The sequence below is a fragment of the Paeniroseomonas aquatica genome (genome assembly GCF_030409335.1).
GTDB lineage: Bacteria > Pseudomonadota > Alphaproteobacteria > Acetobacterales > Acetobacteraceae > Belnapia > Belnapia aquatica.
In genome coordinates, this window is record NZ_JAUFPN010000020.1 from 96741 (window position 1) to 122809 (window position 26069).

Sequence of the window (26069 nt, forward strand, 5' to 3'; positions counted from 1 at the left end):
CCGGCTCAGCGCGGCAGGCTGCTGGCCATGAGCTGGGGCGCGATGCCGGCGGCATCGGCCTCGCTCCCGGCGAAGTTGAGCTCCACCTTCACGCCATTGGGATCGAAGAGAAAGAGCTGGAACAGCCCCTGGGCATCGACCCGGCGGGACTGGAAGGGCACGCCACGGGCCTGCAGCCGGGCCAGGATCTCCGCCAGCCCGGTGGCATGGAAGGCGATGTGGTCGAGCACGCCGGTGCCGCGCTCGGCCTGGCTCTGCTGCGCCAGATAGGCCTGGCGGTTGGCCGAGACCGCGGCGCCGCCCTCGGTCAGGTGGACCACGTCCTCCTCGCCGCAATAGAGCCAGGCGACGGGGAAGCCGAAGTCCGGGTGCGGACCGGCGCGCAGGCCCAGCACCTCCTCCCACCAGCGGCTGGTGGCGGCGAGGTCGGTGGTCTGGATCAGCACGTGCTGGAGGCGTTGCAGCGGCATGGGCGGCGCTCCCTCGGGCCCTGCCCCATCCGGGCGGCGGCATGGCGGGGCCTGGCGGGCAGAGTGTCACGGCATCCCCGCGCATTGCGGCCTTTTTTTCCGCCCGCCCCGGGTCCATCCTGGACCCGGGGCGGGCGAGGAGGATGCCGCGGATGCGCTTCGGATTGTTCGGGGGGGCGCGCGCCAGGCGTGCGGTCGGCCTGGCGGATAGCCAGGGCTACGAAAGCTTCATCCAGTATGTCCAGGAGGCCGAGCGGCTCGACTTCCGGAGCGTCTTCATGGTCGAGCACCATTTCACCGGCCAGGGCCAGGTCTCGGCCTCGCTCACCCTGCTCGCCTATCTCGCGGCCAAGACCTCGCGCATCCGGCTCGGCACCGCCGTGGTGGTGCTGCCCTGGCACAACCCGGTGCTGATCGCCGAGCAGGCGGCGACGCTCGACCTGCTGAGCGGCGGGCGCTTCGACTTCGGCGTCGGCAAGGGCTACCGAGCCGCGGAATTCGACGGCTTCTGCATCCCGCCGGAGGAGGCTTCCGAACGCTTCGACGAGGCCATCGCGGTGATCCGGCGCGCCTGGACCAGCGAGGAGCGCTTCAGCCACCACGGCCGGCGCTGGCACTTCGAGGATGTGGTGGTGGAGCCCGCACCCGTCCAGCGGCCGCACCCGCCCCTCTGGCTGGCCGCCGGCAGCGGCGAGAGCATCCGGCGCGCGGCGCGGGACGGCTTCAACCTGCTGCTCGACCAGCTCGCCTCGGTCGAGCAGATCACCGAGCGGGTGGCGATCTTCCGCGCCGAATGCACGCGGGTCGGCCGCGCCTACGACGGAAGCATGGTCGCCGTGGCCCGCGCCCTACAGATGGTCCGCAGCGAGGAGGAACGCGCCGCCGCCTATGAGACCCGCAGGCGCGTCGTCGGCGTCATCGGCGACCTGCACAAGGGTCGCAAGGCCGCCAGCATCGAGGAGGATGACGCACCGCTGCTCGGCACCCCGGCCGAGATCGTCGAACGGGTGCGGCGGCTGGCGGCCGGCGGGGTCGAGACCATCCTGCTGGTCGATCCCAATGCCAGCATCGCCAACCTCCGCGCCTTCGCCGCCGAGGTGATGCCGGCCTTCGGCCCGTCGCACGCGGTGGCCGCGGCATGAGCCGGCTGCCGGCGCCCGACCGCGCCAGCCTCGACCCGGCGGCGCAGGCGGGCTGGGACCGCATCGCCGCCGGCGCCCGGGGCGGCGTGGGCGGCCCCTTCACCGCGCTGATCCGCAGCCCCGAGCTCTGCAGCCGGGTCGAGCAGCTCGGCGTCTTCATCCGCTACGAGTGCAGCGTGCCGATGCGGCTGCGCGAGCTGGCGATCCTCTGCGTCGGCCAGCACTGGCGGGCCGACTACGAATGGTTCGCCCATGCGCAGATCGCAGCGCAGCAGGGCGTGCCGGCGGCGGTGATCGCCGCGGTCGGCGCCGGGGCGGAGCGCATCCCCTTCGACGCGCCGGCGGATGCGGCGGTGGTCGGCTTCACCCGGGCGCTGCTGCGGACCGGGCGGGTGCCCGAGGCCGAATACGCCGCCGCCCAGGCGCTGCTGGGCGACCGCGGCACGGTCGAGCTGACCGGGCTGGTCGGCTACTACAGCCTGCTGGCGATGCAGCTGAACACCTTCGAGGTGGCGCCGCCGCCGACGGTGCCCATCCCGTGGCGGTGAGGCCGCGGGCAGGCCCGGCCTGGAGCGGTTTCCGTTCGCACTGGCTCACGGAGACCGCTCTGGCCTGTTGTTCTAGTCGTCGATGATGGCGACGGCGCGGGTCCAGCCGGCGGAGCCGCGGTGGACCTTCACCGGGAAGCAGACCACCTGGAAGCCGTCCGCCGGCAGGGCTTCCAGGTTGTGCAGCTTCTCGAGGTGGGAATAGCCGATCTCCCGCCCGGCGCGGTGGCCTTCCCAGATCAGCGAGGCATCGCCGCCCTGCTCGATCCTCCGCTTCGTGTGGCTGAAGGGCGCGTCCCAGGACCAGCCATCGGTGCCGACCAGGCGGATGCCGCGCTCCAGCAGCCAGAGGGTGGCCGCCTTGCCCATGCCGCAGCCGGTGTCGATGTAGTCGTCCTCGCCGTAGCGGCTGCCGGCGCGGGTATTGACCACGACGATCTCGAGCGGCTTGAGCGTGTGGCCGATGCGCCGCAGCTCCGCCTCGACATCGGCCGGCTGCACGACATAGCCATCCTCGAAGTGGCGGAAGTCCAGCTTCACGCCGGGGTTGTGGCACCACTCGAGCGGCACCTCGTCGATCCGCCAGGAGGCCTCGCCGCCGGGAACCAGCCGCTCGTTCATGCGGGAGAAGTAGTGGTAGGGCGCATCCAGATGGGTGCCGTTGTGGGTGCTGATGTCGACCCGCTCCACCGCGGCGTACTCGCCGTTGGGCAGGGCCTCGACCGGCACGCCCATGTAGGCCGCCATCTTCGGCGCCGACTGGTGGTGGTCGGTGTACTCGATCTTCGGCTCCATCCCCGGCGGATCGGATCTGATGCCGGATTTGAGGGCGACGGAGATATCGATGAAGCGGCGGGCCATTCAGCCTTCTCCCCTGTGCTGGTCCTGCGGAACGCGGTGGCGGCTCAGGCGGGCCAGGCCAGCGCCGGGTCGATGCGCCCGCGGCACTCGCCGAAGCCGATCCCGACATGCCCGCGGCGATGCGCCCGCCCGCGGAGGATCACCTCGTCGCCATCCTGCAGCCAGATCCGCGTCTCGCCGTTCGGCAGGGTGATCGGGTCGCGGCCGCGGGTCATCTCGGCCATGCAGGCGCGGCTCTCGTCGGTGGGGCCGGAGGCGGTGCCGCTGGCGATCAGGTCGCCGGGCTGCAGGTTGCAGCCGTTGCTGGCGTGGTGGGTCAGCATCTGCCCGAGCGTCCAGTACATGTGGCGGAAATTGGTCCGGGTGATGCGGGCCGGCTCCTCCTCCGACGCGGCCATGTCGGGCGTCAGCAGCCAGGCCTCGAGGTCGATGTCGAAGCCGCCGAGCCGCTGGTCCTGGTCATGCGCCAGATGCGGCAGCGGCGCCGGATCACCGGCCGGGCGCACCAGCGCCGGGGCGCGGAAGGGTGCGAGCGCCTCGGCGGTGACCACCCAGGGGGAGATGCTGGTCGAGAGGCTTTTGGACAGGAAGGGGCCGAGCGGCGTGCTCTCCCAGCGCTGGATGTCGCGCGCGGACCAGTCGTTCACCAGGCAGAAGCCCCAGATGTGCTCGGGCGCGGCGCGCAGCGGGATCGGCTCGCCCAGCATGTTGCCGGGCCCGACGAAGATGCCGAGCTCGAGCTCGAAATCCTGGCCCTCGCAGGGGCCGAAGGCGACGGTGCCATCGGCCCGCTGGCGCTGGCCGTTGGGCCGGCGAACCGCCTCGCCGCTGACGCGGACCGAGCTGGCGCGGCTGTTGTAGGCGATCGGCAGGTACTGGAAATTCGGCGGCAGCGCCGGCTCCTCGCCGCGGGCGCGGCGGCCGCGCTCGGTGTGGTAGCTGCTGGTGAAGAAATCCGTGAAGGCGCCGATCCCGGCCGGCAGACGCATCTCGACATCCTCCATCGGCACCAGGATGCGCTGCGCCATGGCGGCGAAGCGGGCGGCATCCGGATGGTCGGCGCGGAGGATGTCCGAGATCCGGGCGCGCAGCGCCGAGGCGGCGCCGTTGCCCATGGCCATGAGCCGGTTGAGCGAGGGCTCGGCCGCGGCGCGGGCCGCCTCGGCGGGGATGCCGGCGAAGAGGCCCGCCTCCACCGCGGTCGCCATGTCGAGGATGGCATCGCCGATGGCCACGCCACCGCGCGGCGCCTCGCCGGGCCAGCAGAAGACGCCATGCGGCAGGTTCTGGATGGGGAAGTCGCAGTCCGGCTCGTTCGCGGATTCGAGCCAGCTCTGCCGGTCCGGGTCGTGCGTCGCGTTCAGCTCGGTCATGGGCCGTGTCTCCCGGTGATTGGCGCCCAGCCTAGCCCGGCCCGCCTCAGGCGGCCAGCATGCGGCCCGGGTTGCGCTCGGCCAGCAGCGGCCGCACCCAGCGGGCGAAGCGCATCGCCTCCTCGTCGTGCAGGTATCCCGAGAGGCAGAAGGACCGGCAGCCGAGGTCGATGAATTCCTGCAGGGTGGCGGCGCATTGCCGCGGGTCGCCGACCACCACGATGCCGGCGCCCGGCCGCACCCGGGTGATGCCGGTCCAGAGATGCGGGGCGATCAGCTCGCCCTTCTCCCGCGCCAGCTGCTGCACCCGCTGGTTGGCGACGGAGGCGGCGTAATGGGTGCGGATGAAGCGGGTCTGCGCCTCGGTCACGTCGCGCACCAGCTCATGCGCGGCGTCCCAGGCCTCGGCCTCGGTCTCCCGGCAGCAGATCTGCAGCCGCATGCCGAAGCCGATCGCCTCCGCCCGGCCGTGGCGGGCCGCCAGGCCGCGGATGGTGGCGATGTTCTCGGCGATGCGGGAAGGGGTGTCGCCCCAGAAGAGGTGGGTGTCGGCATGCTCGGCCGAGAGCGCCCAGGCCTCGGCCGAGCCGCCGCCGAGGTAGAAGGGCGGATGCGGCTGCTGCAGCGGCTGCGGCGCGATCCGGGCGCCCTTCAGGGTATGGAAGCGCCCGGCGAAATCGACCGGCCCGCGCGCGGTCCAGAGCGCCTTCATGATGGCGACATCCTCGGCCATCAGCGCGTAGCGGTCCTCCTTCGCCAGGGTGATGCCCTCGGCGGTCGCCTCCGCCTCGCTCTGCCCGGCGATGAGGTTGACCGAGAGCCGCCCGCTCGAGAGCTGGTCGAAGGTCGCCGCCATCCTGGCGAGCTGGACCGGGCTGACATAGCCCGGCCGGGCCGCGACCAGCGCCTTGATGCGCTTGGTCTTCGCCACCGCCATGGCGCTGCTGATCCAGGCCTCCCAGCAGGTGGCGGCGACGGGGACGAGGAAATACTCGAAGCCCGCCGCCTCGGCCGCCAGCACCACCCGGTCGAACAGCGCGGCGGAGGGCGGCACGGCGCAGCTGCGGTCGCCGTAGCAGGTGGTGTCGCCCGAGGTGGGCAGGAACCAGCCGAATTCGAGCGGCGCGGACATGGCGGCGTCTCCCTGGACTTTGCCTCAGGCTAGCGCCGCCGCCCTGGCTAGAACAGCGAGTAGCCGCCGTCGATCACCAGCGTGTCGCCGGTATGGAATGCGCTGGCGCTGCTCATCAGATAGATCGCCATGCCGCCGAAGTCGCCGCCATTGCCCCAGCGGCGCATCGGCACCCGCGGCAGCACGTTGCCGGCGAATTTCGGGTCGGCGACCGAGCGCGCGGTCATGTCCGTCTCGATCCAGCCGGGCAGGATGGAATGGGCGCGGATGCCGTGCCGGGCCAGCTCCACCGCCAGGGCGCGGACCATGGAGACCATGCCGCCCTTCGAGGCACCGTAATGCTCGTTGCGCGCCGCGCCCTCGATGGCGGCGAGCGAGGCGGTGCCGACCAGCACGCCGCCCTTGTCGCCGGCATCGGCGCGCGCCTTCATGTGCTGCGCCGCGGCGCGGAAGGTCAGGAAGGCGCCGGTCAGGTTGACCCGCAGCACCCGGTCCCACTGCTCCTTGGTGCGCTCGAGGAAGGGGCTCGACCGCCCGCCGGAGATCCCGGCATTGGCGAAGCACCCGTCCACCCGGCCCAGCACCCGCACGGTCTCGGCGAAGGCGGCCTCGACTTGGTCCTCCTCGCCGACGTCGCATTCGAGCGCCAGGATGCGGCGGCCGGTCGCCTCCAGCCGGGCGCGGGCGGCGGCGTTCTTGGCCGGGTTGGTGCCCCAGATCGCGACATCGGCGCCGGCCTGGGCCAGCGCCTCGGCCATGCCGAGGCCGATCCCGCCGTTGCCGCCGGTGACCAGCGCCACCTTCCCCGTCAGATCGAATGGCGTATAGGCCATGGTGCGGTTCCTTCCCCGTGTTGTCCCGCCGTGATGCCGCCCGCGCCCGCCGCTGTCCAGCGCTTGCCGCCGCGCCCGGCGCCGCGCAGGCTGGCGGCAAAACGAGGGAGGATGCGGATGGTCACGCGACGTGGGATGCTGACCGCGGCCGGCCTGCTGGCAATGCCGCGGCTGGCGCGGGCCGCCTTCCCGGACCGCCCGGTGCGGCTGGTGGTGCCCTTCGGCGCCGGCGGCAACCTCGACACCCTGGCCCGGCTGGTGGCGCCTGGGATGTCGGAGCGCCTCGGCGGCCAGCCGGTGGTGATCGAGAACCGGCCGGGCGCCGGCGGCAACCTCGGCGCCGAACTCGTCGCCACCGCGGCGCCGGACGGTTATTCGGTGCTGGTCGGCTCCAACGGCGGGCTGGTGACCAACCCGATGCTCATGGCCCGGATGCCCTACGACGCGGCGCGCGCCTTCGCCCCCATCGGCCTCGGCTTCCGCACGCCGAACGTGCTGGTGGTCGGCCCGAAGCTGCCGGTCGCCTCGCTGGCCGAATTCATCGCCTATGCCAAGGCGCGGCCAGGCCGGGTGACCTGCGCCTCGGCCGGGACCGGCACCACCAACCACCTGCTGATCGAGCTGCTGAACGCGGCGACCGGCATGGGCATGGTGCATGTCCCCTACCGCGCCAGCGGCGCGTCGCTGGCCGACCTGCTCTCCGGCGCGCTGACGGCCTCGATGGACCAGATCACCACGGCGCTGCCGCAGCACCGCGACGGGGCGCTGCGCATCCTCGGGATCGGGCTCGGCCAGCGGGCGCCGCTGCTGCCGGAGGTGCCGACCTTCGCCGAGGTCGGGCTGCAGGATGGCGGGCTGGTCTCCTTCATCGGCCTGCTGGTGCCGGCGGCGACGCCGGAGGAGCCCCGCCGGCGGCTGCAGCAGGCCTTCGCCGGGGCGCTGGCGGACCCGGCGCTGCAGGCCCGGGTCGAGGCCATCGGCAACCTGCTGGCGACGCCGGCGGAGCGGACGCCCGAGGGCTTCGCGGCGCTCATCGAGCGCGAGCGGCTGCTGTCCCGCCGCGCCATCGACCTGGCCGGATTGAAGCCGGAGTAGCCCGCGGGCAGGATGGCGGCCGGTTTGAGGGAGCAGGGCATGCCGTCGATCACCTTCGTGCAGCCGGACGGGACGCGCCGGGCGCTGGAGGCCGGGGACGAACCGACCGTCATGCATGTGGCCATCCGCGCCGACGTGGCCGGGCTGCCGGCCGAATGCGGCGGCCAGCTCGCCTGCGCCACCTGCATGGTCGACGTGCCCGAGGATTGGGTGGCGCGGCTGCCGCCCGCCGGCCCGGACGAGCGCGACATGATCGAGGATACCATCGGCTCCGTCCCCGCGGGCCGCCGGCTGTGCTGCCAGATCCCGGTGACGCCGGCGCTCGACGGGCTGGTGCTGCGGGTGCCGGCGACGCAGGGCTGACCGGGATGGATGCCGCCCCGCCCCTGCTGGCGCATGCGACGCGCGACCTCGCGGCCTTCGCCGCCGGGCTGGACTTCGAGGCGATCCCCGCCGCGGTGATCGCCCAGGTGAAGCTCTCGCTGCTGGATGGCATCGGCGTCTGCCTGCATGGCGCCACCCTGCCCTGGACGCGGCAGGTGCAGGCCCTGGCGCTGGCCGAGGGGGCGACACCGGCCGCGACGCTCTGGGGGACCGGCCGGCGCGGCTCCTGGGCCCAGGCGGCGCTGGTCAACGGCACTGCGGGACATGGCTTCGAGATGGATGACATCCACAAGGAAAGCATCCTGCACCCGAACTCGCTGACCACGCCGGTCGCCCTGGGCTTCGCCGAGATGCGCGGCGGGCTGCCGGGCCGCGACCTGCTGACCGCGATCGTCGCCGGCTACGAGACCGGCACCCGGGTCGGCAATGCCGCGACCATGGCGCTGTTCCTCAACGGCTTCCACCCGCAGGGCACCAGCGGGGTGTTCTGCGCCGCCGCCGCGGCCGGGCGGCTGCTCGGCCTCGATGCGGCGCGGATGCGGCATGGCCTCGGCATCGCCGGCTCCATGGGCGCCGGGCTGATGGCGGCGCAGGAAGGCGCCATGGTCAAGCGCCTGCATGCCGGGCGCGCGGCCGAGAGCGGCGTCCGCGCCGCGCTGCTGGCCGAGGCCGGCTTCACCGGCATTTCGGACGTGCTGGAGGCGCCCTATGGCGGCTTCCTCTCGGCCCTCGCCCGCACCCCGGCGGCGGCGAGGCTGACCGCCGGCCTGGGCGAGGATTGGGAGACCGCAAAGACCGGCTTCAAGATGTACCCCTCGGTCACCTCGATCCACAGCGCCCTCGACGCCCTGCGCCATGTCATGGCGGAGGCGAAGCTCGCGGCCGCCGACATCGCGCGGATCGAGGTCGGGGTCGGCCACATGACGCATGTGCATACCGCCTGGCCCTACCGGCCGGCTGGCGTCACCGCGGCGCAGATGAACATCTTCTTCGGCCTGGCGGTGACCGCGCTGCACGGCGCGCCGACCGCCGGCTTCTACCGCGAGGCGTACCTGGCCGACCCCGCCATCCTCGGCTTCATCCCGCGCATCGCGGTGACCGAGGACGCGGAGCTCGAGGCCATGGGCGCCCCCTTCCGCCATGCCTGCCGCATGGTCGTCCATGCCCGGGACGGCGGGGTCCACCGGCACGAGGTGCTGCACCGCCGCGCCAGCCCGGAGAACCCGGTGTCCCCGGCCGAGGTGGAAGCGAAGTTCCGCGCCAATGTCGCGGGGATGCTGGATGCGGCCGCAACCGGACGGGTGGTGGCGCTGGTCGCGGGGCTCGAGACGCTGGCAAGCAGCACCGAGCTGACGGAACTGCTCGCCCGCGCCGGGTGAGGCGGCCGGGCTCGGCAGGCCGAATCCTGGCCGCATCCGGCCGAGGGTCCACCGGGGATGGGCTTCGCCGTCCATGGGGCCCGCCATGCCGTCGGTGACGAGCGTCTGGTGCTGCTCCGCCGCGAGGGCCTGGCCGGCGCCGAGATCCCCGCCCATCGCCCGGTCAGACGGCATCCCGGGGACGCTCCCCAGGAAGGAGCGATGCCTTCTCCGGGATGGGCCTGAGGCGGGCCGTCGGTTAGCCGAAGCTTATCAAACTCATTGCGGTTTATTATCGTTTGGTTTACGGTTCGTAAACCCTATCAACAGCAGGTTGTGTCCATGGCCCTCGCCCCGCGCAAGACTCTGAACGGCACATCCGGATCGGATTGGATCGATGTCGGGTCGCAGCTGGCGGCCCCAGGCGACAGCAGCAACGTCTTCGCCGGTACCGGCAATGACGGGGTCTGGGGCGGCGCCGGCAGCGACTGGCTGCATGGCGGGCTGGGCAATGACCAGCTCTGGGGCAATGGCGGCGACGACTACCTCTATGGCGAGGACGGCAACGACCAGCTCTACGGCGGCGACGGCAACGACACGCTGGACGGCGGCGGCGGCGACGACATGGCCTTCGGCGGTGTCGGCAACGACCGCCTGCTGCTCGGCGACGGCAACAATCAGGGCTACGGCGATGCCGGCGCCGACACCATCACCGGCGGCGCCGGCCGCGACAGCCTCTACGGCGGCGACGGCAACGACAGCCTGAGCGGCGGCCTTGGCGACGACCAGCTGGACGGCGGGGCGGGCGAGGACCGGCTCGACGCCGGCGCAGGCAACAACACCGCCTGGGGCGGCATCGGCAACGACACCATCAACGCTGGCGCCGGCGACGACATCCTGGCCGGCGACGACGGCGATGATTCGATCGCGGCCGGCGCCGGCAACAACAACGTCACCGGCGGGGCGGGCCAGGACCGGATCATCGCCGGGTCCGGCAACGACACCATCGGTGGCGGCGACGGCGACGACTGGATCAGTGCCGGCAACGGGGTCAACGTCATCTGGGCCGGCAGCGGCAACGACAGCGTCGCCGCCGGCACCGGCAGCGACAGCATCACCGGCGATGCCGGCAACGACAGCATCAGCGCGGGTGACGGCAACAACTCCGTCTACGGCGGCCTGGGCGACGACATCCTCACCACGGGGTCGGGGATCGACCTCATCACCGGCGACGACGGCGCCGACTGGATATCGGCCGGTGCCGGCAACGACACGGTCTACGCCGGCCAGGGCGGCGACAGCGTGCTCGCGGGCGGCGGCAACGACCTGGTCACGGGCGACGGCGGCGATGACCTGATCGACGCCGGAGCCGGCAGCGACACGGTCTGGGCTGGCGACGGCAACGACACCGTGGTCTACAGCCGGGCCGCCAATGGCGGCGCCGCCGACCTCGCCGATGGCGGCTCCGGCTTCGACACCCTGCGCCTGGAGCTGACCAGGGCGGAGTGGGCCTCGGCCTCGGTGCAGGGCGATATCGCCCGCTATGCGGCCTTCCTGGCCAGCCCGAACGCGGCCTGGCAGAGCTTCACCTTCAGCACCTTCGGGCTGACCGCCGCCGGTTTCGAGAGCGGCGTCGTTAGGGTGGACGGGACCGACCTGTCGGTCGCGGATGACGCGGTGACCGCCCGGGACGATCTCTTCACCCTGGGCGAGGATTCCCTGCCCATCAGCGGCAACGTGGTCGGAAACGATACCATCCCCGACCTCGTCGCCAGCGTGCTGCTGACCACGCCGCTGCCGGCGGGCAAGGGCACGCTCGCCCTGAACACCACCAGCGGCAGCTTCACCTATGACCCCGGCCTCGCCTTCCAGTATCTGGCGGTGGGCGAGCTCGCCCATGTCGCTTTCAGCTACCGGGTGACCGATGCCGATGGCGACTTCGGCAACGCCACCGTCGACCTGACCATCGCCGGCGCCAATGACGGGCCGGCCTTGTCGGCCAGTGCGACCGACCGGATCTCGGCCGCGCTGGTCGAGACCAATGCCGGGCTGACCGCCTCGGGCAGCCTGACCTTGGGCGACGCCGATGTCACGGATGTGGTCGCCGCTGCGGTGACCGTGCTCCACGTAACCCAGGGCGCCGCCCTGCTGCCGGCCGGGCTGAGCCCGGTGCAGCTGCTGGGCTTCATGACCGCCGGCTCCACCGATACGGCGGCGACCGCCGGCGGCAAGATCAACTGGCCTTTAATTCCGGCACCGAGGCCTTCAACTTCCTGGCCCGGAACCAGGTGCTCGAACTCGCCTATACGGTCACCGTCGACGACCACCATGGCGGCACCGCCAGCCAGGTGGTCACCGTCACCGTCACCGGTACCAACGACGCGCCGGTGGCCAGCGGCGCGGTCGGGAGGGCGACCAACGAAGACACGGCGATCACCATCAACGGGCTCGCCGCCTTCACCGATGCGGACGGCGACCCCCTGACCATCACCGCCCTTTCGGATGCCGATCCCGGCAAGGCAGGCAACCAGACCGCCCTGGGCGCGACGATCAGCCTCATCGGCGGCCAGATCCACTACGATCCCACCACCTCGGCCCAGCTTCAGGCGCTAAACAACGGCCAGAGCGGCAACGACAGCTTCTCCTACACCGTGAGTGACGGCGCAGGCGGCCAGGCCACGGGGACGGTCGGCGTGGCCCTATCCGGCGTCACCGACGTGGTTCCGGGATTCGAGGGGAAGACCATCGGCTATACCTACCTCTTCCCGGCCATCTCGGATGCCTACGGGAACACCGCCAGGGATGTCACCGTCGGCGCGGGTATCGAGCTCGCATCCATCAATCCGGATTCCAATATCGGCTCGATGGATATCAGCAATGACCATGTGCTGGTCACCTTCAACAACCCCGTGGGCTGGAATGCCGCATCCTTCAATGGCTTCCGGCTTGCCGACAAGTTCGGCACGGTCAGCGACATCGCCGGCGTCACCCTTCTGCAGAACGGGAACAATGCCGGCCTCGACGCCACGGACATCAGCTTCGATGCCAACAACATCTACCTCAACTGGCAGGGGCTGCAGTTCCAGGCCGGTGCCCAGGTCGAACTCGGCATCGTCTTCGCTTAGCAGGCCCGCTGCCGTCCGCGACGGGGCGGATGGCAGCCAGGGGCGGCGGGCGCCGTGCCGCCGGGATGCGGTGCGAAGCGCAGCAGTGCGGCCGAGGGTCAGACCCTGGCGGCGGGGACCTGGCCGAAGACCGTCTCGGCCTCGATCTGCGCCACGTTCTCCGGCCGCGGGAAGGGCGCCGGCGGGGCCTCGCCCTCGGCGCGGGGGCGGCCGATGCGGGCGAAGAAGGTCTCGAGCCCGCCCGGCAGGATGATCCAGAGGAAGGTGAGCGGCCCGCTGCCGGTATTGTGGAAGCTGTGCGGCCGGTCGCGCGGGAAGAAGAAGCAGGTGCCGGGGCGCATCGGATGGACGGCGCCCTCGACATGCGCCTCGCCCTCGCCGGCCTGGACCAGGATGACCTCCTCGTTGGCGTCGTGCAGGTGCTCCCGCACATGGCAGCCGGGGTCGACCGTCTGGGTGCCCATGGCGAAGGGGGTCTCGGCCCCGGTCATGGCGCTGTCGAGGATACAGCGGACGAAGCCGTTGGCCGGCACCGGCTGCCAGAAGCTGCGGACCTCCTCTGGCTGCTGGATGACCAGTCGGGCGGGGATTGCTGCAGGATCGGGCATGGGGGCTCCTCCCGGCGATCATTGGCCAGGCCGGGGGCCTGCCGCAAGCCTTGCGGTGGCGATACGGCCTGTGGAACGCTCCCGCCTGCCATGGAGGCCGGGAGACGGTGGAATGCGGGACTGGATCAGGCGGGCCGCGGGCCTGGCCTTGGCCCTCGGGCTGGCGGCGCCGGCCGCGGCGCAGACGCGCTGGGTGATGGCGACGCCCTATGCCGAGAATTTCCACACCCTCAACATCCGGCAATTCATCGCCGAGGTGGAGCAGGCGACCGAGGGCCGGCTGGCGATCCAGCTGCATGCCAATGCCTCGCTGCTGCCGATGGCGCAGATCAAGCGGGGGGTGCAGACCGGCCAGGTGCAGCTGGGCGAGGTGCTGCTCTCGGCCTATGCCAACGAGGATCCCTTCTTCGAGGTGGACGGCGTCCCCTTCCTCGCCTGGACCTGGCCGCAGGCGGAGGCGCTGAACGCGGCGACCGAGCCCTATGTCCGCGCCCGGCTGGAGCGCCAGGGGCTGACCCTGCTCTACATGGTCCACTGGGACGCCCAGGGCTTCTACGCCAAGACCGAAATCCGCAGCCTGGCCGACCTGCGCGGCACCCGCTTCCGGGCCTACAACACCGTCACCGCGCGGATGGCCGAGCTGATGGGGGCGACGCCGGTCACGGTGCAGGCGGCCGAGGTCTCCCAGGCCTTCGCCACCAACGTCATCCAGTCGATGTTCACCTCGGCGCAGACCGGGGTGAACGTCACCGCCTGGGACTTCACCCGCTACTGGTACAACGTCGGGGGCATGCGGACGCGGAACGCGGTCTTCGCCAATGCCCGGGCGCTGGCGGCGCTGGATCCGCCGAGCCGGGCGGCACTGCTGGCGGCAGCGGCCACCGCCGCGACCCGCGGCAAGGCCATGGCCCAGGCGGCCGAGGTCGCCATGGCCGACCGGCTGCGCAGCCAGGGCATGCAGCTGCCGCCGCCGGGCGAGGCCATGATGGCCGAGCTGAAGGCGATCGGCGAGACCCAGACCGCCGAATGGGTGCAGCGCGCCGGGCCGGAAGGCGTGGAGATGCTGGCCCGCTACCGCGCCGCGGCGCAGTAGCGGCGCACCCGGCGGCTCGGCTCAGCGCCAGCCGCCACCATGGCCGTAGCCTCCCCCGTAGCCGCGGCCATAACCGCGGCCGTAGCCGCCGCCGTACCCCCCGCGGTAGCCACCGTAGCCGCCGCCGTAGCCCCCGCGATAGGGCGCCGCATAGGCGTAGCCGGGCCGGGCATAGCCGCCGCCGCGATAGCCATAGCCTCCGCCCGCCGGGTAGACGGCGCAGCCCGAGAGCGTGGCGGTGACGGCGACCAGGGCGACGAGCTTCAGGATACGGCTGGTCATGGCGACCTCCGCGGAGAAAGGGGGGATGGGGACGACAGGGCTTCCTCCGCGAGGACATTAACGCCGCAGGGCATGTCGCGGATGCGGCCCCGCCGTGCTGCTTTCAGGGCAGCCCCGCCGCCTTTGCGCCGCAGTTGCCGCCCCCCTCTTTCCCAGCGGCCGGGGCTGGCGCAGGATCGCGGGCAAAGGAGACGTCCCCCATGGCAGCAGCCCCCCCATCCAGCCGGCGCGACCGGCTGATCCCGCATTTCCCCAAGCTCGTGCAGATGACCAACGAGGTCGCCTATGCCGATGTCTGGGAACGCAAGGCGATGGGCAAGCGCGACCGCAGCCTGATCACCGTCGCCGCGCTGATCGCCCTCGGCCGCGAGGAGCAGCTGGCCACCCACCTCCGCCGCGCGCTCGGCAATGGCGTGACGCGGGAGGAGATCGCCGAGGTGGTCACCCACATGGCGATCTACGCCGGCTGGCCGGCGGCGATGACCGGCGCGCAGATCGCCTGCGACGTCTACGAGGACATCGATTCCGGGAAGCCCGCGGCATGAGCGCGACCACCCTGAAGGTCGGCTTCATCGGCCTCGGCACCATGGGCACCCACATGGCGGCCAACCTGCAGAAGGCCGGCCACGCCCTGGTGGTGCACGACATCCACCGCCAGGCCGCCGGCACCCATGTCGAGAACGGCGCCACCTGGGCGGCGACGGCGCGCGAAGTGGCCGCGCAATGCGACGTCGTCTTCGCCTCCCTCCCCGCCCCGCCCGATGTGGAGGCCGTGGTCTTCGGCACGGATGGCGTGCTGGAAGGCGCCCATCCCGGCATGGCCTTCTTCGACCTCTCGACCAACAGCCAGGCCATGGCCAAGCGCATGCACGCCGCCTTTGCCGAAAAGGGCTGCACCAGCTTCGACAGCCCGGTCAGCGGCGGCCCCGAGGGCGCCCGCACCGGCAAGCTCGCCATCTGGGTCGGCGGCGACAAGGCGGCCTTCGACAGGTACCTCCCCGTCCTGCAGGGCTTCGGCGACGCCCCGGCCTATATCGGCGGCATCGGCACGGCGACCGTCGCCAAGCTGGTCCACAACCTGTCGGGTTATGCCATCCAGACGGTCATCGCCGAGGCCTTCTCCATGGGCGTCAAGGCGGGGATGGACCCGCTCGAGCTCTGGGCGGCGATCCGCCGCGGCGCGCTCGGGCGCAAGCGGACCTTCGACCGCATCCAGGACCAGTACCTGCAGAACAAGTACGACCCGCCGGCCTTCGCGCTGCGGCTCGGCCTCAAGGACGTGTCGCTGGCGGTCAGCCTCGGGCGCGAGCTGGGCGTGCCGATGCGCCTCAGCAACCTGGTCATGGAGGAGATGACCGAGGCGCTGAACCGCGGCTGGGGCCAGCGCGACAGCCGGTCCCCCATGATCCTGCAGAACGAGCGTGCCGGCGTCTCCTTCAGCGTCGACCCGGCGGCGATCAAGGCCGTGCTGGCCAAGGACCCGGCCTGATGTACCGGATCTACGCCATCCGCTACGCCCATCGGGAGGCGATGCGCTCCGACCACTTCATCGGCGGCGACCCGCATGACGGGCCGATGCCGATGGACTACTTCGTCTGGGCCGTCATCGGCGCCGAGCGCAGCTTCGTCGTCGACGCCGGCTTCACCGAGGCCGTCGCGAAGCGCCGCAAGCGGCATTGGCTGCGCTGCCCGGCCGAGAGCCTGAAGCTCGTCGGGCTCGATGCGGCGACGGTCAAGGACGTGATCCTGACCCACCTGCACTACGACCACGTCGGCAGCTTCGACCAATTCCCGCAAGCGGACTTCCACCTGCAGGAAGCCGAGATGCACTATGCCTGCGGCCGCTTCATGCGCTTCCCCAAGCTCTCCCACAGCTTCGAGCCGGACGACATCGCCGGCATGGTGAAGCTGAATTTCGGCCGCCGCGTCCACATGCTGAACGGCGATGCCGACATCGCCCCGGGCATCCGCACCCACCTCGTGCGCGGCCATTCCGCCGGGCTGCAATGCGTGACGGTGGCGACCGAACGCGGCACCGTCGTGCTGGCCTCCGACGTCACCCATTTCTACGAGAACATGGAGAGCGGCCGGCCCTTCACCACCGCCTTCCACATCGGCGAGATGCTGGAAGGCTTCGAGACCCTGAAGCGCCTGGCGCCGAGCCCGCAGCATATCGTCCCCGGGCATGACCCGGAGGTGATGCGGCGCTACTCGGCGGTGCCGGGGCTGGAGGGGATCGTCTGCCGGCTGGATCTGGCGCCGAGCGAGTAGGAAAGGAAGCGTGGGCCATAGATTATTGGCTCCAAAGCGACTTCCCCTCAAGGGTTTGCAGTGACTGCAAGCCATTGGAACGGCGAGCAACTGTCTTCAGCAAAATTTCTTGCGGTTTCACAATAATTAGTTTACGAGGCCCCTGTTTGTTTTATTTGAGGAACATTCCGTCATGATCAGACCTGCGGACACTGTATTTCAGCAGCGAATGCATCCCGACGTGAACAGACCGGGAGACATTCGCGAGGCCTATGACCGTGACAAAAGCAGAATCATTCACTCGTCTGCTTTCCGACGCCTACAAGGCAAAACACAAGTCATGGGCGTTGGTGAAAACGATTTTCACCGCACTCGGCTAACTCACTCGATCGAAGTTGGTCAGATCGGCGAAGGCCTACTCAAAGTGCTCCAGCGCCAACATGAAGTTGAGCCTGACATTGTAAACTGGCTTCCCAGTCCTGCTCTCATGATTGCAGCTTGCTATGCCCACGATCTGGGCCACCCACCTTTCGGTCACGGTGGCGAACGGGCACTTCACAGGAAGATGGTTGGATCAGGCGGCTTCGAAGGGAATGCTCAAACACTCCGCATACTCACGAAGCTTGAAAAATACCAAGCGGGCCATGGTATAAACCCGACGCGCCGAACCGTGCTTGCCGTACTTAAATATCCTGTTAGATACGATGCATTTCCTGAAACCGATCATCAAAACAAACCTCCTAAATGCTATTACACAGAAGAGGCAAATATAGTCGAATGGGCTTTAGAACCTTTTTCCAAAAATGATACGGAGTTGTTCAGAAAAATCGGAACAGACGGTAAGCCCGAACATCGAGGGCTCGATGCCAGCATTATGGAGTGTGCCGACGATATAGCCTATGCAGTGCACGATTTAGAAGACATTATTGCCCGCAAGCTAGTCACGAAACGCGAAGTCGAGAACGGACTCAGCGATCTATTTAAAAGTGGTCAACCAATTGGCCCTCCCGGAAACAAGGTTTGCCGTAATGAATTTGCCAATTATTTATTCGAATGCGGAAGTGAAGGCAGAAAGCAATTCATCGGGAAATTAGTAAATATTTTTATTTCAGCAGCAAAAATAGATGAAGATCCAAAATTTGAGCATCCGTTGCTGAAGTTTAGCATTCAACTTCCTGCAGAAATAAGTGAATTTCTTCAAAGTTTAAAAGATATAACGTACAAGTTAGTAGTAAAAAAAGCTGCAATCCAACAGTTGGAGCGACGTGGTCAGCGCATCGTTGAAGCGTTGTTTAACGAGCTATTGTGCGCTCCGAGCGAACTGATTCCGGCTGATGCGTTAAGGAGCCTGGATCAGCGTGACATTACACTGCGTCAAGTCTGCGATTACGTTGCTGGGATGACCGACAACTACGCCGAGAAGATTTATAATCGCCTTTTCACACCTGGCTTCGGCAGCAGTCGGGACGAACTTTGATGCTTGATTGTGCCGCGTTCTGAGGCGTGTCGATGTGGGGCGCCGTTTAACCTCCCGTGTTGCCTCGCCCCGTTTCCGCCGCGGCGGGTGTCAAACCCGCCCGGCGCTGCTAGGCTCGGGAAAACGGAGGACGCCCCATGGGACCGCTCAAGGGCCTGCGCATCCTGGAATTCGCCGGCATCGGCCCCGGCCCCTTCTGCGGCATGATCCTGGCCGACCTCGGCGCCGAGGTGATCCGCCTCGACCGCAAGGACGGCCCGCCCGGCGACCGCGCCGATTTCACCGGCCGCGGCCGCCGCTCCGTGGCCCTCGACCTCAAATCCCCCGCCGCGGTGGAGGCCGTGCTGCGCCTCGCCGAAGGCGCCGATGCGCTGATCGAGGGCTTCCGCCCCGGCGTCATGGAACGCCTCGGCCTCGGCCCCGAGGTCTGCCGCGCCCGCAACCCGCGGCTGGTCTATGGCCGCATGACCGGCTGGGGCCAGGAAGGCCCGCTGGCGCAGTCCGCCGGGCACGACATGAACTACATCGCGCTGACCGGCGCGCTCTGGGCCATCGGCCGGCCGGAGGAGCGCCCGGTGCCGCCGCTGAACCTGGTCGGCGACTACGGCGGCGGCGGCATGCTGCTGGCGATGGGCCTGCTGGCGGCGCTGCTGGAGGCCAAGGGCAGCGGCCAGGGCCAGGTGGTGGATGCCGCCATGGTCGATGGCGCCGCGCTGCTGATGGCGCCGATCTACGCCATGAAGGCCCGTGGCCGCTGGCGCAACGAGCGCGGCGTGAACATGCTCGACGGCACCGCCCCCTGGTACGACACCTATGCCTGCTCCGACGGCCGCTGGCTCTCGGTCGGCCCCATCGAGCCGCAGTTCTTCGCCGTGATGTGCGACAAGCTCGGCCTCGATGCGCAGCGCTTCCCCGACCGCATGTCGCCCGCCGCCTGGCCGGCGCTGAAGGCCGAGCTGACCGCGATCTTCCTCACCCGCACGCGGGACGACTGGGCCGCGCTCTTTGCCGGGACGGACGCCTGCATCGCCCCCATCCTCGACATGGAGGAAGCCCCGGCGCATCCGCACATGGAAGCCCGCGGCACCTTCCTGAACCAGGGCGGCGTGGTCCAGCCCGCCCCCGCCCCCCGCTTCAGCCGCACCCCCGGCGAGGCCGGCACCCGCGTGCCGCTCCGCGGCGAGGATACCGATGCCGTGCTGGCGGAGTGCGGCTTCACCGCCGCCGATCTCGACGCGCTCCGCAGCGCCAAGGCCATATAAGGAAACGACAGCCATGGACACCAACCCGGGCCTTCCCAGCCGCAGCCTCAGCGGCCCCCGCAGCGTCTATACCTCGGACCACGAGATGTTCCGCGACCAGGTGGCGCGGTTCTTTGACAGGCACATCGTCCCCTTCCACCGGCAATGGGAACGCGACGGCATCGTCCCCCGCAGCCTCTGGCTCGAGGCCGGCGCGGCCGGGCTGCTCTGCCCCATGCTCGCCGAGGAGTACGGCGGCGCCGGCGCCGACTTCGGCTACAGCGCCATCATCATCGAGGAGATCGCCCGGACCAATTGCACCGGCCCCGGCTTCCCGCTGCACTCCGACATCGTCGTGCCCTATATCGCCGACCTCGCCACCGAGGCGCGCAAGCGCGAATGGCTGCCGCAGATGGCGCGCGGCGAGATCATCGGCGCCATCGCCATGACCGAGCCCGGCATGGGCAGCGACCTCAAGGCCATGCGCACCACGGCGAAGCGCGACGGCGACCACTACGTCATCAACGGCTCCAAGACATTTATTAGTAACGGCCAGCTCGCCGACCTCGTCATCGTCTGCGCCAAGACCGACCCCGCCGCCGGCCGCAAGGGCATCTCCCTGATCTGCGTCCCCGCCGGCACCCCCGGCTTCACCAAGGGCCGCAACCTGGAGAAAATCGGACTGCACGCGCAGGACACCTCGGAGCTCTTCTTCGAGGATGTCCGCGTGCCGGTCGAGAACCTGCTCGGCGAGGAGAACAAGGGCTTCTCCTACCTCATCCGCAACCTGCCACAGGAACGCCTGGTCATCGCCGTCCGCGCCGCCATGGGCATGGAGGTGATGCTGCAGAAGACCGTGGACTACGCCAAGGAACGCCAGGCCTTCGGCCAGCCGGTGATCGATTTCCAGCACAACCGCTTCAAGCTGGCCGACGCCAAGGCGCAGGCGACCATGTTCCGCGTCTTCGCCGACCATTGCCTGGCGCTGCACCTGCGCGGCGAGCTGACGGTCGAACTTGCCGCCACCGCCAAGCTGCTCGGCGCCGAGCTGCAGAACAGGCTCTTCGACGACTTCCTGCAGATCCACGGCGGCTACGGCTACATGGCCGAATACGAGATCGGCCGCGCCTGGGCCGATGCCCGGGTCGGCCGCATCTACGGCGGCAGCAGCGAGATCATGCGGGAGATCATCGGCCGCACGCTGTAGCCGCCGCGCCCTCGCCCGAAGCGGTGCCGGCCCGCCTCAGCGGGCCGGCACCGCCCACATGGCACTGGTATAGCCGCGGTGCGACGGCAGGTAGCGCACCCGGTCCTTCCAGCTCGCCCAGTTGTAGCGAAGATAGATCAGCGGGATCACGCCCATGTCGTCGAGCAGGGCGCGACTGGCCTGCTCCGTCAGGGCAGCGCGGCGCGGCTCATCCATGGTGCGCAGCGCGTCCCCGGCCGGGCCATCGACCGCGGGGTTCGCGTAGCGCTGCCGGTTGAAGGGGCCGGTGCCACGCTCCGGGTCGCGCGTCATCACCACCTGCCGCAGGTAGTTGATGGCGGTGTCGCTGCTGAGATAGCTCATGAACAGCGAAAACTCGCGGTTGGTCGCGCGGGTGAACAGCGGTGCCGGCGGCATGGTCTGCACCTGGGTCTCCACACCGATGCGGGTGAAGCCCTGGGCGATCGCCTGCAGCAGGTTGTCGTCGCCGCTGAAGAAGCCGTTCGGGCCATGGATGGTCAGGCGGAAGCCGGTGGGATAGCCCGCCTCGGCCAGCAACTGCCGGCCGCGCGCCAGGTCATAGGCCAGGGGCGGCAGGTCCGGCACCCGGTGCAGCGCGGGCGGGGAGGCGAATTGATCCGCCGCGCGGCCCTGGCCCTGGTACAGCCGCTCGACGATCGCCGGGCGGTTGACCGCGAGCGAGAGCGCCTGCCGCACCCGCCTGTCCCGCAGCGGGTTCTGCGGCAACGGCTGGCCGGCCCGGTCGGTGACATGCGGCGTCTGGTCGCGCATCGCATCCGGGAACATGTAGACCGAGGTGATGCTGTCGCTGCCGGAGACGGCGATCGCCGGATCCGCCTCGAGCCGCGGCATGTCCTGGTAGGGCACGCCATCGATGAGATCGACCTCCCCCGACAGCAGCGTGGCGACGCGGGCGCCGGGGTTCGGGATGTAGCGCGTCACCACGCGGTCCCAGGGCTGCGCCTCGCCCCAGTAGTCCGGGTTGCGGGCGATCTCGTGCCGCTCGTTCGGCGTGAAGGCGACGTGGCGATAGGGCCCGGTGCCCACCGCCAGCCGGCCGCTGGTGAAATCCGCCGTGGTCGGCTCCGGCCCATGGATCTTGCGCGACAGCATCATCACGAAGACCAGGTCCCAGTCCATCATCGGCGTGGGCGCCCTGGTGCGGATGCGCAGCGTCGTCGGGTCCACCACCTCGACCGCGGCGATGCCGCGGACATAGGGCGTGAAGGCGGCGGGGCTGTTCGGCACGTTGGGCGCCCGGGCGATGGTGAAGGCGACATCCTCCGCCTCGAAGGGCGTGCCGTCGTGGAAGCGGACGCCGGGCCGCAGCCTGATCTCCCAGGTCAGTTCGTCGACCGGCCGCCAGCTCAGCGCCAGGCCGGGCATCAGCTTCCCGGTATTGTCGAAATAGACCAGGCTGTCGAAGATCTGCCGCAGGGCCTGGTTGTTGTTGCTGGTGTTGTGGAAATGCGGGTCCAGCGCGCTGGGCGGCACGATGGTGCCGATGGTCAGGCTGCGTTCCGCCATGGCCGGCGCCGATGCCAGGGCGGCCAGCAGCGCGATGGCGCCCGCGGGGGCACCTTTTCGGAGTGTCATCGCCGTTTCTCCCGTCCGATCTTCTGCGGCTGTTGGCCAGCCGATCGGTTGCGTGGCAGGCTATCCAGAGCCGCGGTGGCCGGCAATCCAGCGATGGTGCCGGCGGGCCAGGCAGCCAAGGACCGGCCAAGCGGCGATACAGCCGCGGCCGCATGTTTCAGGGGGATCCATGCCAGGACCGATGCGCCGCAGCCTCTTTGCCCTGCCTGCCCTGCTGGGCGCCGCCACGGCCGGCGCCCAGCCGCGCTTCCCCGAACGCCCGATCACCCTGCTGGTCCCCTTCACCGCCGGCGGCGCCACCGACGTGCAGATGCGTGCCCTGGCCGAGGCTGCCAGCCGCGCCTTCGGCCAGACCGTGCTGATCGAGAACCGCCCCGGCGGCGGCAGCACCCTCGGCGTCGCCGCCGTCGCCCGGGCCAAGCCGGATGGCTATACCCTGGCGCAGATGCCGCTCCCCGGCCTGCGCCTGCCCTTCATGCAGAAGATGGCCTTCGACCCGCGGCGGGACTTCACCCCGGTCATCCATCTCACCGGCTATACCTTCGCCGTCGTGGTGCGCGCCGACAGCCCCTGGACCACCTGGGCCGAGCTGGTGGCCGATGCCCGCGCCAACCCCGGAAAGCACCGCTGGGGCAATACCGGCGTCAACGGCACGCCGCACCTGACCATGGTGGATTTCGCCGAGCGCGAGAAGCTGGAGGTGGTCCACGTCCCCTTCCGCGGCGAGGCGGATGCGACGCCGAACCTGCTCGGCGGCCATATCGAGGCGACCGCCGGCGGCACCGGCTCCAACCAGCTCGTGGCCGATGGCAAGCTGCGCTACCTCAATGTCTGGACCAAGGACCGGGTGCCGCGCTGGCCGCAGGTGCCGACCCTGTCGGAGGTCGGCTACCCCGGCCTTGTCGTCACCTCGCCCTATGGGCTGGTCGGGCCGGCAGGGATGGAGCCGGCGGTGCTCGCCGCCCTGCACGAGGGCTTCAAGACGGCGCTGTTCGACCCCTCGCACCTTGCGGTGCTCGACCGGCTGGACCAGACGGTCGAATACCTCGGGCCCGAGGAGTATGCCCGCACCATGGCGGAGACCATCGACTTCGAGGAGAAGCGGGTGATCCGCCTCGGCCTCAGGACGGGCTGAGGTAGCGCTCCTTCAGGATCCGCCGCAGCAGCTTGCCCGCCTCCGAGCGCGGCAGCTCCTCGACGAATTCGAAGGACTTCGGCCGCTTCAGGCCGGACAGCTTCTCGCGGCACCAGGCCTCCAGCTCGGCCGCCGCGACCGGGCCGCGGGCGACGATCACCGCATGCACCTGCTCGCCCATCTCCGGATGCGGCACGCCGACGACGGCGACCTCGGCCACCGCCGGATGCTGCATCAGCACCGCCTCGACCTCGGCCGGGTAGAGGTTGACGCCGCCGGCCAGGATCAGGTCGGCGCGACGGTCCGACAGGAACAGGTAGCCGTCCTCGTCCAGCCAGCCGAGGTCGCCGAGCGTCGCCCAGCCCCGGGCATCGAAGCAGGCCGCGGTCTTCTCCGGCGCGTTGTGATAGGCGAAGCGCGGCCCACCCTCGAAGCGGATGCTGCCGGTCTCGCCCGGCGGCAGTTCCTCGCCATCCTCGCCGGTGATGTGCACGCGCACGCCGTTCACCGGCCGGCCGACCGAGCGCGGCTTTCGCAGCCACTCCGCGCTGCTGATCACCGTGGTGCCGACGCCCTCCGACCCCGCGTAGTATTCCCAGACGATCGGACCCCACCAGTCGATCATCGCCCGCTTCACCGGCACCGGGCAGGGCGCCGCGGCATGGATGGCGCAGCGATGGGAAGAGAGGTCATGCCCCCGCCGCACGTCCTCCGGCAGCGCCAGCAGCCGGTGGAACATCGTCGGCACCCATTGGCTGTGGGTGACCCGATTCTGCTCGATCACCGCCAGGCACTGCGCCGCGTCGAACTTCCGCAGGATGACGGCGGTGCCGCCCTCGAGCAGGGTCCGGCTGACATAGCCGATCGGCGCGGCATGATAGAGCGGCGCCGGCGAGAGATAGACGGTCCCGGTGTCGAAGCCGTAGAGCGCCTTCCAGTTCATGTCCCACATCGGCGCATCGCGCTGCTCGAAGGGCAGCAGCGGCCGGCGGATGCCCTTGGGCAGGCCGGTGGTGCCGGAGGAATAGAGGAACTCCCGCCCCAGCGGCCGCTCCGGCAGCGGCGCCGCCGGATCCTCGGCGGCCAGCGCCGCCTCGTAGCCGGCATAGCCCGGCAGGCCATCCCCCAGCGCATAGCGCAGCCGCTCCCCCAGCGCCCCCTCCTCGACCAGCGCGGCGGCCAGGCCGGCCAGCTCCGGGCTGGCGACCAGCAGCCGGGCGCCGCTGTCGGCCAGCACGTAGCCGACCTCATGCGGCCGCAGGTGGATCGACAGCGGGGTGAAGTAGAGCCCGGCGAGCCGCGCCGCCTCGGCCAGCTCGAGGAATTCGGGCCGGTTGTCGAGCAGCATGGCGATTCCCTCGCCCGGTTGCAGGCCGAGCCCGATGAGCCAATGCGCTGCCTGCCGCGCCCGGGCATGGAGCCGGCCGTAGCGCAGCACCGTCCCGGTATCGGGAAAGATGGCGGCCGGCTTGTCGGCCTGGCTCGCGGCCCAATGCGCCAGTTGCGGCATCCGGTTCCTCCTGTTGCGCGAAGGGTGGCGGCTGCCGTGGCGCCGCGTCAACCTGCTGCGGCGAATAACGTCGGCGTCGTCAATTTGCGGCGTGCCCTGCTGCGGGGTTGTGCCATGCTGATGCACCGCACGCCGATGCGGATCTTGGATCAGGGAGGACACCATGAACATTCTGAGCCGCCGCGCCCTGCTGGGCACGGCCGCCGCCGCAGCGACCCTGCCGCTGCTGCCTGCCGCGCAGGCCGCCGCCCCCCTCCGCAACGAGCTGCCGCCGGCCTGGCACCGCTTCAAGGTCGGCAGCTACGAGCTGACCATCATCTCCGACGGCTCGCTGCCGCTCGGCGAGACCGGCCCGGCCTTCCCCTCCTCCCCGGCGGCGGAAGTGCGGGACCTGCTGACCGGCAATTTCCTGGCGCCGACCACGGCGACGCTGGAGCAGAACGCGCTGGTGCTGAACACCGGCCGCCAGCTCATCCTGTTCGACACCGGCATGGGCGAGAGCATGGGCGAGGCCAGCAAGATGTTCGGCCCCACCACCGGCCGGCTGCTGGCGAACATGAAGGCGGCGGGCATCGAGCCGTCACAGATCGACGTCGTCGCGCTGACCCATGCGCATTGCGACCATTGCTGGGCGCTGGTCGATGCCAGCGGCAACAAGAATTTCCCGAACGCCCAGGTCGCCATCAGCGAGGTGGACCTGAAATTCTGGACCGATGATTCCAACAAGCGCGGCCCGGCCTTCATGACCCCCTTCATCGACGGAGCGAAGAAGAACCTCGCGGCCTACCGCGACCGCATGATCATGGTCCAGGACGGCAAGGAGGTGGTCCCCGGCGTCACCGGCTTCGCCACCCCGGGCCATACGCTGGGGCACATGGTCTATTTCATCGCCGACGGGAACAACGTCGTCGTCAATACCGGCGACCTCGCGCATCACCAGATCCTGCTGCTGCGCAAGCCGCTCTGGGAATTCTCCTTCGACACCGACCCCAAGCTCTCGGCGCAGTCGCGGCTGAAGATGCTGACGCGGCTGGCCTCGGACAAGCACCCGGTGCTCTCCTACCACTTCCCCTGGCCCGGGCTCGGCCATGTGAAGCAGGAGGGCGAGGGCTTCGGCTGGTATCCCGCCAGCATGAACGTCACCACCCTCTAGGCGGCGGGACATGGCGCTGGCCGAGCTGCGGGAGGCGGAGGCACCGCCGGAGACCGCCGCGATCTACGCGGCGCTGCGCGCGGCCAGCGGCGTGCCCCAGGTGAACCTGATCTACCGTCACCTGGCCACGCTCGACGGCGTGCTGCCCTGGGTCTGGGCGGCGATCCGGCCGCCG

General features: G+C 70.0%; 24 protein-coding genes and 1 pseudogene. 16 read left to right on the top strand and 9 right to left on the bottom strand.

Annotation, left to right across the window (positions count from 1 at the left end):
- Nucleotides 1-5 precede the first annotated feature (5 nt).
- The gene (locus tag QWZ14_RS02615; protein WP_290315009.1) at nt 6-470 is read right to left on the bottom strand and encodes a VOC family protein; all 465 of its coding nucleotides are present in this window, start codon (nt 468-470) and stop codon (nt 6-8) included.
- A gap of 152 nt (nt 471-622) precedes the next feature.
- Between QWZ14_RS02615 and QWZ14_RS02620 the strand changes: the two genes are divergently transcribed.
- Together QWZ14_RS02620 and QWZ14_RS02625 are read left to right on the top strand one after the other, a co-directional pair.
- The gene (locus QWZ14_RS02620; protein ID WP_290315010.1) at nt 623-1612 is read left to right on the top strand and encodes an LLM class flavin-dependent oxidoreductase; all 990 of its coding nucleotides are present in this window, start codon (nt 623-625) and stop codon (nt 1610-1612) included.
- A complete protein-coding gene (locus tag QWZ14_RS02625) occupies nt 1609-2160 on the top strand; it encodes a carboxymuconolactone decarboxylase family protein (protein WP_290315011.1) in 552 nt (183 codons plus the stop codon). Before QWZ14_RS02620 ends, QWZ14_RS02625 begins: the two co-directional genes overlap by 4 nt.
- Before the next feature lie 72 nt (nt 2161-2232).
- On the opposite strand, the gene QWZ14_RS02630 is transcribed toward QWZ14_RS02625, so the two are convergent.
- The 4 genes from QWZ14_RS02630 to QWZ14_RS02645 are packed head-to-tail and all read right to left on the bottom strand — an operon-like array spanning nt 2233 to nt 6359.
- Complete coding sequence (locus QWZ14_RS02630; RefSeq protein WP_290315012.1) at nt 2233-3021, bottom strand: cyclase family protein; 789 nt, start codon at nt 3019-3021, stop codon at nt 2233-2235.
- 44 nt (nt 3022-3065) lie between these two features.
- Entirely contained in the window at nt 3066-4394 is a 1329-nt protein-coding gene (gene fahA, locus QWZ14_RS02635; RefSeq protein ID WP_290315013.1) for a fumarylacetoacetase, read from the bottom strand.
- A 46-nt stretch (nt 4395-4440) separates the two neighbouring features.
- Nucleotides 4441-5526 carry an LLM class flavin-dependent oxidoreductase gene (locus QWZ14_RS02640; protein WP_290315014.1) on the bottom strand — a complete coding sequence of 362 codons (1086 nt, stop codon included), beginning with the start codon at nt 5524-5526 and terminating at the stop codon, nt 4441-4443.
- 47 nt (nt 5527-5573) lie between these two features.
- Nucleotides 5574-6359, bottom strand: a complete 786-nt coding sequence (locus QWZ14_RS02645; protein ID WP_290315015.1) for an SDR family NAD(P)-dependent oxidoreductase — start codon at nt 6357-6359, stop codon at nt 5574-5576.
- A gap of 117 nt (nt 6360-6476) precedes the next feature.
- Here QWZ14_RS02645 and QWZ14_RS02650 point away from each other — a divergent pair, with 117 nt between their 5' ends.
- The 5 genes and pseudogenes from QWZ14_RS02650 (at nt 6477) to QWZ14_RS02670 (ending at nt 12321) form a co-directional block, all read left to right on the top strand.
- Nucleotides 6477-7454: a Bug family tripartite tricarboxylate transporter substrate binding protein gene (locus QWZ14_RS02650; protein ID WP_290315016.1), complete on the top strand. Its 978-nt coding sequence runs from the start codon at nt 6477-6479 to the stop codon at nt 7452-7454.
- A gap of 39 nt (nt 7455-7493) precedes the next feature.
- A complete protein-coding gene (locus QWZ14_RS02655; RefSeq protein ID WP_290315017.1) occupies nt 7494-7817 on the top strand; it encodes a 2Fe-2S iron-sulfur cluster-binding protein in 324 nt (107 codons plus the stop codon).
- A 5-nt stretch (nt 7818-7822) separates the two neighbouring features.
- Complete coding sequence (locus QWZ14_RS02660) at nt 7823-9217, top strand: MmgE/PrpD family protein (protein ID WP_290315018.1); 1395 nt, start codon at nt 7823-7825, stop codon at nt 9215-9217.
- Between the two features lie 321 nt (nt 9218-9538).
- Nucleotides 9539-10597: pseudogene (locus QWZ14_RS02665) on the top strand (calcium-binding protein); the annotation flags it as partial.
- An 887-nt stretch (nt 10598-11484) separates the two neighbouring features.
- A complete protein-coding gene (locus tag QWZ14_RS02670) occupies nt 11485-12321 on the top strand; it encodes an Ig-like domain-containing protein (protein ID WP_290315019.1) in 837 nt (278 codons plus the stop codon).
- A gap of 98 nt (nt 12322-12419) precedes the next feature.
- Here the strand turns inward: QWZ14_RS02670 and QWZ14_RS02675 are convergent, their stop codons facing one another.
- A complete protein-coding gene (locus tag QWZ14_RS02675) occupies nt 12420-12929 on the bottom strand; it encodes a cupin domain-containing protein (protein ID WP_290315020.1) in 510 nt (169 codons plus the stop codon).
- A gap of 112 nt (nt 12930-13041) precedes the next feature.
- Here QWZ14_RS02675 and QWZ14_RS02680 point away from each other — a divergent pair, with 112 nt between their 5' ends.
- Nucleotides 13042-14022 carry a TRAP transporter substrate-binding protein gene (locus QWZ14_RS02680; protein WP_290315021.1) on the top strand — a complete coding sequence of 327 codons (981 nt, stop codon included), beginning with the start codon at nt 13042-13044 and terminating at the stop codon, nt 14020-14022.
- A gap of 21 nt (nt 14023-14043) precedes the next feature.
- On the opposite strand, the gene QWZ14_RS02685 is transcribed toward QWZ14_RS02680, so the two are convergent.
- Complete coding sequence (locus QWZ14_RS02685) at nt 14044-14304, bottom strand: hypothetical protein (protein WP_290315022.1); 261 nt, start codon at nt 14302-14304, stop codon at nt 14044-14046.
- Nucleotides 14305-14504: 200 nt separating this feature from the next.
- Between QWZ14_RS02685 and QWZ14_RS02690 the strand changes: the two genes are divergently transcribed.
- The 6 genes from QWZ14_RS02690 to QWZ14_RS02715 all read left to right on the top strand — a co-directional run bounded on the left by QWZ14_RS02690 (nt 14505) and on the right by QWZ14_RS02715 (nt 20479).
- Nucleotides 14505-14849, top strand: a complete 345-nt coding sequence (locus QWZ14_RS02690; RefSeq protein ID WP_290315023.1) for a carboxymuconolactone decarboxylase family protein — start codon at nt 14505-14507, stop codon at nt 14847-14849.
- On the top strand, nt 14846-15793 hold the full coding sequence (locus QWZ14_RS02695) for an NAD(P)-dependent oxidoreductase (protein ID WP_290315024.1): 948 nt from the start codon (nt 14846-14848) through the stop codon (nt 15791-15793). Before QWZ14_RS02690 ends, QWZ14_RS02695 begins: the two co-directional genes overlap by 4 nt.
- A complete protein-coding gene (locus QWZ14_RS02700; RefSeq protein WP_290315025.1) occupies nt 15793-16575 on the top strand; it encodes an N-acyl homoserine lactonase family protein in 783 nt (260 codons plus the stop codon). The genes QWZ14_RS02695 and QWZ14_RS02700 overlap by 1 nt, the downstream gene beginning before the upstream one ends.
- Nucleotides 16576-16747: 172 nt before the next feature.
- Nucleotides 16748-18031, top strand: coding sequence for an anti-phage deoxyguanosine triphosphatase (locus QWZ14_RS02705; RefSeq protein WP_290315026.1), 1284 nt, complete (start codon nt 16748-16750; stop codon nt 18029-18031).
- Between the two features lie 137 nt (nt 18032-18168).
- A complete protein-coding gene (locus tag QWZ14_RS02710; RefSeq protein ID WP_290315027.1) occupies nt 18169-19293 on the top strand; it encodes a CaiB/BaiF CoA transferase family protein in 1125 nt (374 codons plus the stop codon).
- A 13-nt stretch (nt 19294-19306) separates the two neighbouring features.
- Nucleotides 19307-20479 carry an acyl-CoA dehydrogenase family protein gene (locus tag QWZ14_RS02715; protein WP_290315028.1) on the top strand — a complete coding sequence of 391 codons (1173 nt, stop codon included), beginning with the start codon at nt 19307-19309 and terminating at the stop codon, nt 20477-20479.
- Between the two features lie 36 nt (nt 20480-20515).
- Here QWZ14_RS02715 and QWZ14_RS02720 read toward each other — a convergent pair whose 3' ends face one another.
- On the bottom strand, nt 20516-22096 hold the full coding sequence (locus QWZ14_RS02720; protein WP_290315029.1) for an ABC transporter substrate-binding protein: 1581 nt from the start codon (nt 22094-22096) through the stop codon (nt 20516-20518).
- A 169-nt stretch (nt 22097-22265) separates the two neighbouring features.
- Between QWZ14_RS02720 and QWZ14_RS02725 the strand changes: the two genes are divergently transcribed.
- The gene (locus QWZ14_RS02725; RefSeq protein WP_290315030.1) at nt 22266-23231 is read left to right on the top strand and encodes a tripartite tricarboxylate transporter substrate binding protein; all 966 of its coding nucleotides are present in this window, start codon (nt 22266-22268) and stop codon (nt 23229-23231) included.
- On the opposite strand, the gene QWZ14_RS02730 is transcribed toward QWZ14_RS02725, so the two are convergent.
- Nucleotides 23218-24741: an AMP-binding protein gene (locus QWZ14_RS02730; RefSeq protein WP_290315031.1), complete on the bottom strand. Its 1524-nt coding sequence runs from the start codon at nt 24739-24741 to the stop codon at nt 23218-23220. The two genes, QWZ14_RS02725 and QWZ14_RS02730, sit on opposite strands and share 14 nt — an antisense overlap.
- Before the next feature lie 163 nt (nt 24742-24904).
- On the opposite strand from QWZ14_RS02730, the gene QWZ14_RS02735 reads away from it, so the two are divergent.
- A complete protein-coding gene (locus tag QWZ14_RS02735; protein ID WP_290315032.1) occupies nt 24905-25894 on the top strand; it encodes an MBL fold metallo-hydrolase in 990 nt (329 codons plus the stop codon).
- Nucleotides 25895-26069: the final 175 nt, after the last annotated feature.

Bases quoted from the DNA above. Each gene is read 5' to 3' on its own strand.
- QWZ14_RS02615 (WP_290315009.1), bottom strand. From the start codon at position 470: ATGCCGCTGCAACGCCTCCAGCACGTGCTGATCCAGACCACCGACCTC.
- QWZ14_RS02620 (WP_290315010.1), top strand. From the start codon at position 623: ATGCGCTTCGGATTGTTCGGGGGGGCGCGCGCCAGGCGTGCGGTCGGC.
- QWZ14_RS02625 (WP_290315011.1), top strand. From the start codon at position 1,609: ATGAGCCGGCTGCCGGCGCCCGACCGCGCCAGCCTCGACCCGGCGGCG.
- QWZ14_RS02630 (WP_290315012.1), bottom strand. From the start codon at position 3,021: ATGGCCCGCCGCTTCATCGATATCTCCGTCGCCCTCAAATCCGGCATC.
- fahA (WP_290315013.1), bottom strand. From the start codon at position 4,394: ATGACCGAGCTGAACGCGACGCACGACCCGGACCGGCAGAGCTGGCTC.
- QWZ14_RS02640 (WP_290315014.1), bottom strand. From the start codon at position 5,526: ATGTCCGCGCCGCTCGAATTCGGCTGGTTCCTGCCCACCTCGGGCGAC.
- QWZ14_RS02645 (WP_290315015.1), bottom strand. From the start codon at position 6,359: ATGGCCTATACGCCATTCGATCTGACGGGGAAGGTGGCGCTGGTCACC.
- QWZ14_RS02650 (WP_290315016.1), top strand. From the start codon at position 6,477: ATGGTCACGCGACGTGGGATGCTGACCGCGGCCGGCCTGCTGGCAATG.
- QWZ14_RS02655 (WP_290315017.1), top strand. From the start codon at position 7,494: ATGCCGTCGATCACCTTCGTGCAGCCGGACGGGACGCGCCGGGCGCTG.
- QWZ14_RS02660 (WP_290315018.1), top strand. From the start codon at position 7,823: ATGGATGCCGCCCCGCCCCTGCTGGCGCATGCGACGCGCGACCTCGCG.
- QWZ14_RS02675 (WP_290315020.1), bottom strand. From the start codon at position 12,929: ATGCCCGATCCTGCAGCAATCCCCGCCCGACTGGTCATCCAGCAGCCA.
- QWZ14_RS02680 (WP_290315021.1), top strand. From the start codon at position 13,042: ATGCGGGACTGGATCAGGCGGGCCGCGGGCCTGGCCTTGGCCCTCGGG.
- QWZ14_RS02685 (WP_290315022.1), bottom strand. From the start codon at position 14,304: ATGACCAGCCGTATCCTGAAGCTCGTCGCCCTGGTCGCCGTCACCGCC.
- QWZ14_RS02690 (WP_290315023.1), top strand. From the start codon at position 14,505: ATGGCAGCAGCCCCCCCATCCAGCCGGCGCGACCGGCTGATCCCGCAT.
- QWZ14_RS02695 (WP_290315024.1), top strand. From the start codon at position 14,846: ATGAGCGCGACCACCCTGAAGGTCGGCTTCATCGGCCTCGGCACCATG.
- QWZ14_RS02700 (WP_290315025.1), top strand. From the start codon at position 15,793: ATGTACCGGATCTACGCCATCCGCTACGCCCATCGGGAGGCGATGCGC.
- QWZ14_RS02705 (WP_290315026.1), top strand. From the start codon at position 16,748: ATGATCAGACCTGCGGACACTGTATTTCAGCAGCGAATGCATCCCGAC.
- QWZ14_RS02710 (WP_290315027.1), top strand. From the start codon at position 18,169: ATGGGACCGCTCAAGGGCCTGCGCATCCTGGAATTCGCCGGCATCGGC.
- QWZ14_RS02715 (WP_290315028.1), top strand. From the start codon at position 19,307: ATGGACACCAACCCGGGCCTTCCCAGCCGCAGCCTCAGCGGCCCCCGC.
- QWZ14_RS02720 (WP_290315029.1), bottom strand. From the start codon at position 22,096: ATGACACTCCGAAAAGGTGCCCCCGCGGGCGCCATCGCGCTGCTGGCC.
- QWZ14_RS02725 (WP_290315030.1), top strand. From the start codon at position 22,266: ATGCCAGGACCGATGCGCCGCAGCCTCTTTGCCCTGCCTGCCCTGCTG.
- QWZ14_RS02730 (WP_290315031.1), bottom strand. From the start codon at position 24,741: ATGCCGCAACTGGCGCATTGGGCCGCGAGCCAGGCCGACAAGCCGGCC.
- QWZ14_RS02735 (WP_290315032.1), top strand. From the start codon at position 24,905: ATGAACATTCTGAGCCGCCGCGCCCTGCTGGGCACGGCCGCCGCCGCA.